Source organism: Paenibacillus agilis, assembly GCF_007786455.1.
Lineage (GTDB): Bacteria > Bacillota > Bacilli > Paenibacillales > Paenibacillaceae > Paenibacillus_B > Paenibacillus_B agilis.
The window spans coordinates 2,967,201-2,979,599 of sequence record NZ_VNJK01000001.1; the positions used below are offsets into that span (position 1 = coordinate 2,967,201).

The 12,399-nt window shown below is 44.3% G+C and carries 12 protein-coding genes and 1 riboswitch; of the genes, 2 read left to right on the forward strand and 10 right to left on the reverse strand.

What is annotated here, in order from left to right:
- The first annotated feature begins 366 nt into the window (after positions 1–366).
- Complete coding sequence (locus FPZ44_RS13020) at positions 367–747, forward strand: c-type cytochrome (protein WP_144990823.1); 381 nt, start codon at positions 367–369, stop codon at positions 745–747.
- Between the two features lie 96 nt (positions 748–843).
- Here FPZ44_RS13020 and glsA read toward each other — a convergent pair whose 3' ends face one another.
- The 6 genes from glsA to FPZ44_RS13050 form a co-directional block, all read right to left on the reverse strand.
- Positions 844–1,779: a glutaminase A gene (gene glsA / locus FPZ44_RS13025; RefSeq protein WP_144990825.1), complete on the reverse strand. Its 936-nt coding sequence runs from the start codon at positions 1,777–1,779 to the stop codon at positions 844–846.
- Between the two features lie 208 nt (positions 1,780–1,987).
- Positions 1,988–3,058 carry an FUSC family protein gene (locus FPZ44_RS13030; RefSeq protein ID WP_144990827.1) on the reverse strand — a complete coding sequence of 357 codons (1,071 nt, stop codon included), beginning with the start codon at positions 3,056–3,058 and terminating at the stop codon, positions 1,988–1,990.
- Between the two features lie 355 nt (positions 3,059–3,413).
- Positions 3,414–5,813: a 5-methyltetrahydropteroyltriglutamate--homocysteine S-methyltransferase gene (gene metE / locus FPZ44_RS13035; protein WP_144990829.1), complete on the reverse strand. Its 2,400-nt coding sequence runs from the start codon at positions 5,811–5,813 to the stop codon at positions 3,414–3,416.
- A gap of 282 nt (positions 5,814–6,095) precedes the next feature.
- Positions 6,096–6,288, reverse strand: a riboswitch (cobalamin riboswitch).
- Between the two features lie 130 nt (positions 6,289–6,418).
- Positions 6,419–6,649 (reverse strand): hypothetical protein, encoded by a 231-nt coding sequence (locus FPZ44_RS13040; protein ID WP_144990831.1) that lies wholly within the window; start codon positions 6,647–6,649, stop codon positions 6,419–6,421.
- A 47-nt stretch (positions 6,650–6,696) separates the two neighbouring features.
- Entirely contained in the window at positions 6,697–6,897 is a 201-nt protein-coding gene (locus FPZ44_RS13045; protein ID WP_144990833.1) for a cation transporter, read from the reverse strand.
- Between the two features lie 32 nt (positions 6,898–6,929).
- Positions 6,930–7,298, reverse strand: a complete 369-nt coding sequence (locus FPZ44_RS13050) for a metal-sensitive transcriptional regulator (protein WP_144990835.1) — start codon at positions 7,296–7,298, stop codon at positions 6,930–6,932.
- Positions 7,299–7,482: 184 nt separating this feature from the next.
- Here FPZ44_RS13050 and FPZ44_RS13055 point away from each other — a divergent pair, with 184 nt between their 5' ends.
- Positions 7,483–8,436: an L-lactate dehydrogenase gene (locus FPZ44_RS13055; protein ID WP_144990837.1), complete on the forward strand. Its 954-nt coding sequence runs from the start codon at positions 7,483–7,485 to the stop codon at positions 8,434–8,436.
- Positions 8,437–8,642: 206 nt separating this feature from the next.
- Here the strand turns inward: FPZ44_RS13055 and FPZ44_RS13060 are convergent, their stop codons facing one another.
- The 4 genes from FPZ44_RS13060 to FPZ44_RS13075 all read right to left on the reverse strand — a co-directional run bounded on the left by FPZ44_RS13060 (position 8,643) and on the right by FPZ44_RS13075 (position 12,136).
- Positions 8,643–9,500: an SMP-30/gluconolactonase/LRE family protein gene (locus FPZ44_RS13060; RefSeq protein ID WP_144990839.1), complete on the reverse strand. Its 858-nt coding sequence runs from the start codon at positions 9,498–9,500 to the stop codon at positions 8,643–8,645.
- A 25-nt stretch (positions 9,501–9,525) separates the two neighbouring features.
- On the reverse strand, positions 9,526–11,001 hold the full coding sequence (locus tag FPZ44_RS13065; RefSeq protein ID WP_144990841.1) for a nicotinate phosphoribosyltransferase: 1,476 nt from the start codon (positions 10,999–11,001) through the stop codon (positions 9,526–9,528).
- Positions 11,002–11,042: 41 nt separating this feature from the next.
- On the reverse strand, positions 11,043–11,582 hold the full coding sequence (locus FPZ44_RS13070) for a cysteine hydrolase family protein (RefSeq protein WP_144990843.1): 540 nt from the start codon (positions 11,580–11,582) through the stop codon (positions 11,043–11,045).
- Positions 11,583–11,650: 68 nt separating this feature from the next.
- Complete coding sequence (locus tag FPZ44_RS13075; protein ID WP_261378313.1) at positions 11,651–12,136, reverse strand: PaaI family thioesterase; 486 nt, start codon at positions 12,134–12,136, stop codon at positions 11,651–11,653.
- Positions 12,137–12,399 lie beyond the last annotated feature (263 nt).

Consider the following 12,399-nt stretch of genomic DNA (forward strand, 5'->3'; position numbering starts at 1 on the left):
ATTTCTATGCATGTTACAATCGGTAGACTCTATTATGCTGCAAGTATACGATACAGTGGTCTAGTACATCAATGTTACCCAGCCACCAAAGCCGGCAGATGCCTCTCTCCCACACAACTAGATTGACTTCTACTCGCGTTATTATATGAGGTACACAAGCCATACAACAGCATTCTAATTGGAAGTGACACCTATTCCCTAGCAATAAATCTACTTATCATCTTGTACCACGAATACCTAATTCATGAATTAGGCGATTCGATTACATACTTATCCAGCATGAATCCATACACCTTAGATGACAAAGCAATTCATTGCGAGACTTTTGAAGTAAGCCTATACAAGCATATCAGGAGGAGAATGTTCATGGTTAATCATCTTAAGAAATGGATTATGGCTTATCTTTGCTTAGCGGCAGTTGCAACCGCTGTCTTCATTATGATGGAGAAGGTTGTTAATCCAGACGAGCCATTGGCTAAAGGCGGTCCAAAAGGACCAGAGATGCCGGCAGTCACATTAGATGCTGCGCAAGCAGAAGCATTGTACAAGCAAAGCTGCTTGTCTTGTCACGGTGGCAATTTGGAAGGTGGAATCGGACTACCTCTTAATAAAGTAGGCGGCAAGATGGATACTGAGGCTCTTTACAAGCTCATACATGCCGGTAAAGGCAGCATGCCTGCATTTGGCGGACAATTGAAAGATGAAGAGATTGCTCAATTAGCTACATGGCTAAGTGAGAAGAAATAAGGATACATAATAGCGGTAGTCCAACTTTGTTGGCTCTACCGCTATTATTTGTATGTAGCATATTGATGAAATTTCGTTATTCGTTTTCGTATATTTCTAGAAAATACTCCAGTCCCAATCTTGCGATAAATGACGCAGCAATTGTACACCTGCCACACTGTTCCCTTTACTGTTCAATGCAGGCCCTATGATACCGATCCCCCATTTTCCAGGAACTACTGACAATATGCCCCCTGACACACCGCTTTTCGCTGGGAGTCCTACCTCGATCGCAAATTCACCGGATGCATTATACATACCGCAAGTCACCATAAATGACTTGGCTATTTGTACGTAGCGACGCGGAATAACTTGCTGCTTCGTTACAGGATCTACGCCATCAGAAGCAAGCACAAGCGCCATATGTGCTAGCTGCTTGCAATTTACAACGATCGAGCATTGGCGGAAGTACACTTCCAACGTCTCTTCCACGTCATCTTCGAGCACACCGTTATCTTTTAAATAATACGCGATGGAACGATTTCGATGAGCCGTTTCCCGTTCTGACTCATATACAGCTTCATTATAATCCAACCGATTATCGTGAGCCAAATGTCGAATAAATTGCAGCAGTCTTTCACTCTTCTCATCTGGCCCATCTCCCTGAATGAGAGAAGCGATCACGATCGCACCTGCATTAATGAACGGATTAAATGGCTTGCCAGGATCCACAAGCTCCAATTTTAAAATAGAGTTAAAATCATCTCCTGTAGGCTCCATGCCTACCTTTTGAAACACCGACTTCTCTCCACTATCCATCAATGCAAGCAGCAGTGAAAATACTTTCGATATACTTTGCATCGTAAAGTGCAAATCCGTATCACCGGATTGAAAAAACTGCCCGTCCGTGCCCCATAGCGCAATGCCTAACGCATGCTGAGGTGCCGCTGCCAAGCCAGGTATATATTCAGCTACTCTTCCTTTGTATGCTTGTTTCCGGCTTTCCTCCACCCATTCATCTAGACGCTGCTGGTAAAAGCGCTTCGTCTCCATAGCCTTCTTCCTTCCAAGATGATGTCATCGCTATGTTGCCTAATTTTAGATACAATCATCCACGACGCAAAATAAAAAGGATCTCTGAACTGTTCAACGGACAGCAGAGACCCTTGCCAGTAATACGATTCGGTTAGCTCTTACATGCCATTCTGAATGAAGCATGAAAGGATTATCATGATATCCTGACGTTGAAGTGCATACCAACCTAACTATCCTTGCTCTTAAACCAAGTTTTCCACCAATGCGGAATAGGCTTATTCGTCTGAGCAGGCTCCACATGCCCTACGAGACGATCCAAACGACTAATTTGGAATCCATAACGGTACATCGATGAAGCTACTAAAGCTAAACGCTGCATACCAGCCTCTTCATCCGAACTATGCTTGATCATGTCATTTAAGAACGCATCCATCTTCAGCTGCATTTCTTCAATTTCGGTACTTTCAGGCTTTACTTTGTCCTGCAGCTTAAGATGAACAAATTCATGTCCCTTCATTAATGCTTCCACGTGATCATCAAACAACTTATCGATTGCCTCTGTACGCGGTGATTGAAAATAATGCTCATCAATCGATTCCAACACATCCAAGCCAATTCGAAGCGTGTGCACGAGCTGTTTATATACAACGAGTTGACGCGTATATCGATATTTAGGCTTGTGCAGCTTCTTCGTTTCTTCCTCAAAGAGCTTATATTTATCTGTCAATGACGATACAGCTTTCTCCAGTTCATCCTTTTCCGCCTTAAACGCTTGTTCCTTCATCTCGTCGGAAATGACGGTACGAAGCAACAACGATAGACGATTAAATACGGATTGAATCTGATTGTTAAACTGCTCTTTTGGACGTGGAGGCATCACAATGACGTTAATCAGGCAAGCGCAAGCAATACCAATTAACACTTGTGAGAATCGATCTAGGGCGAACTGCCACTCACTCGATGCTTCCATCACGGCAATAACCGTAACCAGTGTCAAACCTATCGATTCTTCCATCTTCATCTTCAGACAAATGACAATAACAACGATACAAACGACACCTATGGCAAATGGCTCATTAGAAACGATCATCCCTGCTGACAACGCCAGTATGGCCCCAAGCGTATTCGCTTGCAGCTGCTCACGGAAATGTCGCCAAGAGCGATAAATGGATGGCTGAATGGCAAAAATAGCCGCCACAGCAGCTATGACCGGACTTTGGAAATGCAATAATTGACTAATATACAGTGCTAAGGTAACTGCTATTCCTGTCTTAAGTACGCGTGCTCCCAAATTCACAGCTACCTCCTTTTTAAACGATTCATTTGATGAATAGATAATTACGCATAGCCGGATTTGTTGTCTCGCTTGAAAGTGATGGAACCGTACCTTATTGTATACGCCCTCCGCTCTGCAAGCAAGTAGTCAATCTGTATGTCCTATATTATGTGTATCAGATTGGAATAAATCATAATAGATGAGCATTTCTTAGCTCAGTCTGCCACGCAGTGCGAATCACGGATCATGCAACAAAACTATCGTAACTATTGTTCAAGCCCCTATGCACAGCAATAAACCCGCCTGCATCTATCAGGCGGGTTTATTATCATACCATTTATTTTATGAAAGACAAATTATTAAACAATTGCAAATGTTACGAATGAGAAGGCGCTGCAGCTGCTTCAGCTAGCTTCTTCCGCGCACGCGCTGCTGCCTCTGTCATATTTTTCAGCGCTTCGATGGTTTCTTTCTCCCCGCGAGTTTTAAGTCCGCAGTCTGGGTTAATCCAGAACGTACGTGCTGGCAATACTTCAAGCGCACGAGTAATACATTGCTCCATCTCCTCTACAGAAGGGACACGTGGGCTATGAATATCGTATACACCTAATCCAATACCAAGTTCATAATGATTGCGTGAGAACGCCTCTACGATATCTCCACCGCTGCGAGCCGTTTCTAGTGAAATAACATCGGCATCCATATCACGGATCAGGTCTACCATATCTGAGAAGTCACAGTAGCACATATGTGTATGAATTTGCGTATCGGATCTTACACCAGCTGTTGCCAAACGGAATGCATCAACTGTCCATTTGCGATAATGTACCGCATCGTCTGCATGCAGCGGCATACCTTCCTTAACTGCTGGCTCATCGACCTGGATCATGCCGATGCCCGCTTCTTCAAGCGCAATAATCTCTTGACGCAATGCCCATGCCAATTGATAGGATACTTCCTCGCGTGATAAGTCATCACGCACGAACGACCAGTTCAAGATCGTAACGGGGCCTGTCAACATCCCTTTAACGGGCTGCTTTGTGAGCGATTGAGTGAATTCAGTCTCTTCCACTGTCATAGCAGAGCGGAAAGCGATATCTCCATAGAGCAACGGTGGTTTTACGCAGCGTGAGCCGTAAGATTGAACCCATCCATTTTGCGTAAAGACAAATCCATCAAGCTTCTCGCCGAAGTACTCAACCATATCGGTACGCTCAAATTCACCATGCACTAGGACATCGATGCCAATCTCTTCTTGAATCTCAACCCAGCGTTTCATTTCTGCTTGTAAATACTCCGTATAAGCAGCTAAGTCCCATTCCCCTTTACGGAAACGCTGACGTGCCTTACGCACATCCAACGTCTGTGGAAGACTTCCAATCGATGTCGTTGGAAGCACCGGCAGTTGAGGCCATCTTTGCTCTTGCAGCTTCAAACGCTCTTGGAATGCTTCACGGGTCAATAGCTTCTCATCCTGGTGGATGTCCTTCAGCGCTTCACGAACTTGTGGACGCTGTCTTTCTGGAGCTGTACGCCAAGCTTGAACAGCCGCATTGCTTGCAGCAAGCAACTCTTTATTCGCTGCGCTTGGATCATTCAAAGCATTCGCAATCGTTACGATCTCGACAAGCTTCTCTTCTGCGCCTGCAAGAGCATCAACCATCAACTGTGGAAGCTTGCTCTCTTCGCGCAAAGCAAGAGGTACATGAAGCAAGCTGCAGGATGGCTGCACGATCCATCTTTCTTTTGCCACAACAGGTTCAATTGTCTGCTCCAAATCAGTAACAACCGCTTGTAAATCCGTACGCCATACATTGCGACCATCCAGCACGCCAATCGCAATGCGTTTGTCAGCAGGGAATCCATGCTGCTTTATATTTGCTTCGTTACGTACTTTACCATGTACAAAATCTAAACCGATCACATTAACTGGCAAAGAGGTAACGAAGTTGTAGTCTGCTACTGCCTCAAAGTACGTTTGTACCCATAGATCAAGGGAAGGAACAGCTTGACGCAGCGCATCATATGTAGCTTGTACTTGTTGCTGTTCTTCTTTATTCAATGCCCAGATCCATGCTGGTTCATCGAGTTGTACAACTTGTACGCCTTCTGCTGCCAATGATTGCAATAGTTGAACATAGACAGGAGTAAGCTTCGCGATAACTGAAGAACGTTCTGCCGCAGGAATACCCTTCATCAAGCGAACGAACGTGTAAGGCCCTATTAGAACAGGCTTCAGCACAGCCTCACGATCAGCTAGAACTTGCTTCGCACGCTTAACTGCTAACAATGGCAAGTTCACTAGTAATTGCGGTTCTTGTCCGCTCCATTCCGGGACGATGTAATGATAGTTCGTATTGAACCATTTCGTCATCTCACTTGCTGGATGCTGTGCTGTTCCTCTTGCGATTGCGAAAGCCAAGTCAGCCACCTCTTGTGGAATAGATGCTTGACCTGCATCTAGCTGACTGCAAGACTCGATCTGCGCAGCTAGCGATTGACGGAACCGCTCAGGAATAATACCAAACGTAACACTTTGATCAAGCACATGATCGTACCATGAATAATCGTTCACTGGAATATAGTTCAATCCAGCATCAGCCAAATGCTGCAATCGCTCTGCTTCAATTCGATCCAATTCCGTTACGGTTTGACTATAGTCGCTCTTGCCTGCCCAATAGGCTTCCAAAGCCTTTTTCCACTCACGTTGTTTCCCAATACGTGGGTAACCAATCACACTTGCTGTAACTTGTGCTGCGCTCTTCTGTCCTGTCATCTCATACGCCTCCCAATGTGCTATCGCTAATTGTCCCCATCAACAAAAAAAGGCATTCCTATCTCTTGAGAGATAAGAATGCCCGTAAACGATCAATGAAACATACAGTATGTACGTTGAACATGCCCCACCATTGGACATGAGCTGCCCTGTCGATACAATGTTCGAATCGTACATCGCTATTGAGTCCATGGCCAAATCCGCTTAAAACACAAAAATAAACATGCGTCATGGCACAGCGCTGTGTTTACGTAACACCTCCCTATCTCCCGTAGGTTGAAAACAGTGTCGTCAGAACAGGCAGGTCTCCTGGCTCAAGCGTCATTGATATCAGCTGCCTTCCCAGTTTGAAAAAACCAGTGGTTTATATGCTGTATCTCAGCTATTACAGTGGCGGGACCGCGTCGGAATGTTATACCGAACTTCCCTTTTAAGCTTAGACGTTACGCTAAGCACCTATTCTCCCATATTTAGTTAATGGTCTTACCCGATGGGACTGATTATAGCCCCTTCCTATCCCGTTGACAAGACTTATATTAAATAAATTAAATAAATCCAATAGGACAGATAGGAATTATTTAATTTTTCTATGCAAAAAAAGAGTTTCACACCCGTATGAAAGCGATTTCTTCCTGTTTCTCACTACTGAATCCGCTACATCTAACAAAAATACGAATATTGTCCCCGTTTACAAAGCACCATTCGGATTGAGATCGCTTCATCACTTGTTCTGTTACTGATTTCTGCCTGCTGCCCACCTGTACGAAAAACGGCTTGCTCTCCACAACAAATATGCTGTAGCAAGAGCAAGCCGTTACGAAGCCCCATCTCGACATCAAATAGGATACTTCTCTGAACATTTCCATTTTTCTATACATAAAAATTAAACGACGTCATAACCTTGATCTTCAATCGCTTCACGTACTTTATCCAATGAAACAACGGATTCATCATACGTAATCGTTACTTGCTTATCTGCCAAAGAAACTTCAGCTGTCGCCTTTTCATTCGCTACCGCTTTCTCAATTGCAGCTTTGCAATGACCGCAAGACATTCCTTCTACATTCCATGTTACTTGACTCATCCTGTCGTCCTCCTCAAAATAATGACTGTTGTCTACTTCATCAATTTATTCATGGTCGTAAGAAGCTCCGTAATAACCTCTTCCTCACCAGCTTGAAGGCGTTCTACGACACAAGATCGGATGTGACCATCTAATAATAATTTACCTACCGAGTTAAGCGCTGATTGAATCGAAGCAATCTGATGCAGCACCTGATCACAATACACATCCCGCTCAATCATAGACTTAACGCCTCGTACTTGACCTTCAATTCGATTCAGGCGATGGACAAGCTTTTGTTTCGTTTCTGCAGAATGATGGCTTTTACGCACTCCATCTTCTTGGTGGCCAGCACACACTGTATCAGATGAACAACACGATGATTGGTCTTCTGCTGTTTGCTCTAGGTCTTTTTCTGTCATAGCCTTCGTATTCACCACCTTTCATTGGATTATATCATACCCCCTACCCCTATTCAACAACAAAAATGAATCAATTTCGTGTAGAGTGGTTAATGTATAATTGGGTCGCGAATAAAACCCTGTTATACTTATTTTTGTGAGTACATTATGGTTCGAATCTATTACATAAAGAGGAGTGTACCCGATGAATCCAACAAATAAAGTTGCTAAAGTCGCTCTTATAGGTTCAGGTTTTGTTGGCGCTAGTTATGCATTTGCCATGCTCAACCAAGGAGCTGCTTCTGAACTGGTCATTATTGATGTTAATCATAAAAAGGCCGAAGGCGATGCCATGGACTTGAATCATGGTTTGTCCTTTTCGAGCAATATGCGCATTTGGGCTGGTGATTATTCCGATTGCAAAGATGCAGATATCGTTGTCATTACTGCAGGAGCCAATCAAGGACCAGGCGAAACCCGTCTTGATTTAATTGAGAAAAATGCAGCCATATTCAAGTCTATCGTAACAGCCGTCATGCAAAGTGGATTTGATGGTATCTTCATCGTAGCTACCAATCCCGTTGATGTGTTAACGTATGCGACATGGAAATATTCTGGGCTCCCCGCACATCGTATAATCGGCTCTGGTACCATTTTGGACAGTGCCCGCCTTCGATTTGAGCTTGGTTCTGAACTCAATGTTGACCCGCGCAACGTACATGCCTATATTATGGGTGAGCATGGTGATACAGAGCTTCCGGTGTGGAGCCATGTTAATATTGGCGGTCAGCCCCTAAAAGATTATATACATGCTCATGGCAAGCCAAGTCAAGAGACATTGAATACAATTTTTACAAATGTACGAGATGCTGCGTATCATATCATTGAACGCAAAGGTGCTACCTATTATGGTATCGCAATGGGACTTGCACGTCTAACTACAGCTGTGCTTCGCAATGAAAACAGCGTCTTGTCCATATCAGCGCTACTGGAAGGACAATATGGATTGAATGATGTGTATATTGGTGTTCCTGCTGTCATTTCACGCGAAGGTATTAAAGAAGTGGTGGAGCTTAAATTGGAACAAGAGGAATTGGACAAGCTCCATCACTCTGCTGATGTTTTGAAAAAAGCGATTCATACTGTATTTCCTAATTAAACGGAGTGGACCGGATAATGAGCCTATCCCTTCGACAACTTTCATCAACGTTCATCTTCATGAAACATGAATTTGCCTGCACGCTGTCTATATTTGCGAATAAAGATGCTTTATGACTAGTTCTGCGCTTTCCCGAGAAATAATAATAGCAGGGAGCCTCTGTAATGAGGCTCCCTGCTATTTGCTTATTATATGCTGTGTAATCCTTATACGAGTCCAAACAAACGACGACAGCGACCTGGACGATCTGCACGGAATCGTTCCACATTGCCTTGATCCTGCACAGTGACATAAACGGTACGGCCATCTTCTCCTCCGAACGTTACGTTCGTTGGATTTTTGCCGTGCAGTTGAATTTCTTCAATCAGCACACCTGCTGGATTTAGGATGGCAATTGTACCTTTTCCATAACGTGCCACATACAAGTTCCCATCAACGTCGCAGCGCATACCATCTAGGCCGAAATCGCTGAACTGAGCAAATAAGCGTTTGTTCGATATCGATCCATTCGCCGCCAAATCATATGCCCAAATACAGCGCTGAACCGATTCGTTTACGTACAACACGTTTTCTTGAGGACCAACCTCAATTCCATTCGTTGTGCCCATACCCGCTTCCATCAACGTAACCTCGCCATGCGGCATAATACGCCACAGCTGCCCCGTGTTATCTGCCCATTTTGGGTCACTTGCGAAAAGGACATCATGAGCCGTAATACAAATGTCGTTTGGTTGATTCATCCGTGGTTCATGCGCAAACACGGATAGTTTCTGAAAAGCAAAGTCATATAGAAGTATGTTGTGCTTCGTGTAGTCCGCCATCAGCATTCGTCCGTCTCGAGTGAAACGGATGCCGTTCGCGATACTGCCATTCGGCAATTCAAGGAAGATAGAACTTGAGCCGTCAGGCGTTACACGCCCGATCGTCCCTTCACGAGCATAATTAACCGCGTAAAGATTACCTTGTCTGTCACAAGCAGGTCCTTCAATACCACCTGTGAACCCATGTGCTGGAGTCCACACTTCACTCTTACGTGTTTTTACAGACGCTTCGTTTCCGTTCATACTTCCCATCCCCTCTCCCAATTTGCTATTCTTCTTGTCGCATCAGTCGAAGCTTTTCCTTTTCCTGTACATACATTTCTATCATATCTCGTTTCAGCTGCCAAGCCTTCGTGCTGTAGTCAACATGAAATGGCTCAGGATTCTTTTTGCGCAAATGCTCCGGCCAGAACAGATTGATCTGCTGCTCATGATAGGCACGAATCTCCTCTAGCAGTGGACGATCATACACAAGTTGTCCCGAGCGATAAATCGGCTTCAGCAGCTTTTCCGCCTCATACTGATCCACATATTTATGGATATACGGATGGAGCGGATCAAACAACTTCAGCTTCTGCTTACGCTCTACGTCTGACTCTGATGCCAAGCACACATAATCTGCAATCGCTTTTTGCTTCTTCGGATGAATGATACGGTATACATCCTTTTTCCCCGGAGCAGTGACCTTTTCGGGATTAGCAGAAATTTTGATCGTTGGCTCTAGACGTCCATTAATCTCACGTGCCACAAGCTTGTACACACCGCCTAAGGAAGGCTGATCGGCTGCTGTAATCAGCTGTGTGCCAACTCCCCAACTATCCACCCGAGCCCCTTGCTCCTTCAAGTCTGCAATCGTGTACTCATCCAAATCATTCGAGGCTACAATGCGTACATCGTACAAGCCTGCCTCGTCTAACATTTTACGTGCTTCGATCGACAAATATGCCAAATCTCCACTATCTAATCGAATTCCTTGCAGCTTTTTGCCTTTTTCACTTAATTGTTTCGCGATTTGAATCGCATTTGGGATACCACTATGAAGCGTGTCATACGTATCTACAAGCAGCGTAACATGATCGGGCAGCGCCTTTGCGAAAGATTCGAAAGCTTGATGCTCGCTTGTGAAGCTTTGTACCCACGCATGTGCATGCGTACCTTTCGTAGGAATCGAGAAACGCTTGCCTGCCAGCATGTTAGATGTCGCGTGGAAACCAGCTATATAAGCAGCCCTAGCTCCCCATAACGATGCATCTGCTTCTTGCGCACGACGAGTTCCAAATTCCATCAAAATATCATGTTTAGCCACTCGTTTAATCCGTGACGCTTTAGTTGCTATAAGCGTCTGAAAATTCATAAAGTTAAGCAATGCCGTCTCAATCAACTGCGTCTCAAACACACGGCCTTCTACTCGTACAAGCGGCTCGTTAGCAAATACAAGTGTACCTTCTTTGACAGCATCGATGTGACCATTAAAGCGGAAATTTCTTAACTCCTCCAAAAATGCCGCATCATACTGCTCTTCCTGTTCACCCAAATAAGCAATATCGTCGTCTGTAAAACGAAGCTGTTCCATATATTCAATAATGCGCTCTAAGCCAGCAAATACAGCATATCCATTGCCAAATGGCATTTTGCGAAAGAATGCCTCGAATACCGTGTGCTGGTTATGCGTATCATTTTTCCAATGCGCATACATCATATTGATTTGATATTTATCTGTATGTAAAGCCATCGAGTGATTCATTGCGCATCACTCCTCCTATCCATTTGTGTCTGTCGTCGAAGCTAACTGATGGTAGTCGCACCAAGCGAATTGCGGAAATGCTCTAATGCCCATACATGGGCTTGTCCATTAAAGGTAGCAACTGCACGTTCATGAACAACGATTTTATAACCCAAATTATAGGCCTCAATCGCCGTATGAAGAACACAAATATCCGTACATACCCCTGCTAAATGAACTTCTTGAATTCCTCTCGCTCTTAACCTCATATCCAAGTCTGTCCCACAAAAGGCACTGTAGCGAGTCTTGTCCATCCAATAAATACGATCTTTGTGCTGCTCATACACATCCATAAGGCTGCCATACAAGTTACGACCGCTTGTCCCTCTAATGTTGTGAGGAGGGAATAACTTTGTCTCAGGGTGATATGAATCCTGCTCATCATGGAGATCAACTGCCATGACCACTTCGTCCCCTTGTGCTACAAATTGCTCTACCAGTTCTGTAATCGGCTTTTCGATGGCGATAGCCGGATCTCCGCAAGGCAGCTTACCATCTACGAAATCAACTGTATAATCAATGACAATCAACGCTTTTGTCATGTCTCTTCTCCCCATTTCTACATAGGCTTCCAACTTGTACAGCCATTATGACAAATATGATTAAAAAGTCAATCTTGTTTCTTCACTCCGCGGAACGTAGCCGTTCCTATTGCACCCACCGTACCGTCTGCTTCGCGAACTTCAGCATAACAAGTTAACGTCCGCTTGCTGCCATGTAATACTTTAGCATGTGTCGTTATGACAGAACCTTTCAACGGAGCTACAAAATGAATATTCAAATTACTCGTTACCATATTATAATTCGGTCGCAAAGCACCAGCCATCATACCCATCGAGTTATCCAACAGTGAAGAAGACACCCCTCCGTTTACAATGCCCAGCATGTTCATATGGTGTGGACCTACTTCCAAGCTAATAACCGTCTCTTCAGCGGTTATCGAAACAACTTTACAACCGAGGAAACCCCAAAAGGTTGACTCTGCCTTCTCTTCGAGCGCAGCCCACTCTTCAAGAGATATGAACATCTCAGGTCCTTTCTTTTCCTCCAAAATGCTACTGTTATCGTTCTCATTCGTATAGTCTAGATGTTCCATTCTGTTATCCCCCTTGCCATGTTGACGAGCTATCAATCTATGATGATAGTTCTGATTACAGTCAATTAGACAAATCAAACCGCAAATACAATTGAATGTACAATTGACTGTAATCACTTTTACAAATTAATGATTGCTTTCAAGTTAACATTACCCTATGGAGTCCCATCCAATCAACCCGAATGTCCACTCCCAATGCACACGTCTTCTAACCACGCTCAGAGGCCCTCAATGGCTGCTGAAAGCATTTATGTTCCCGTTAT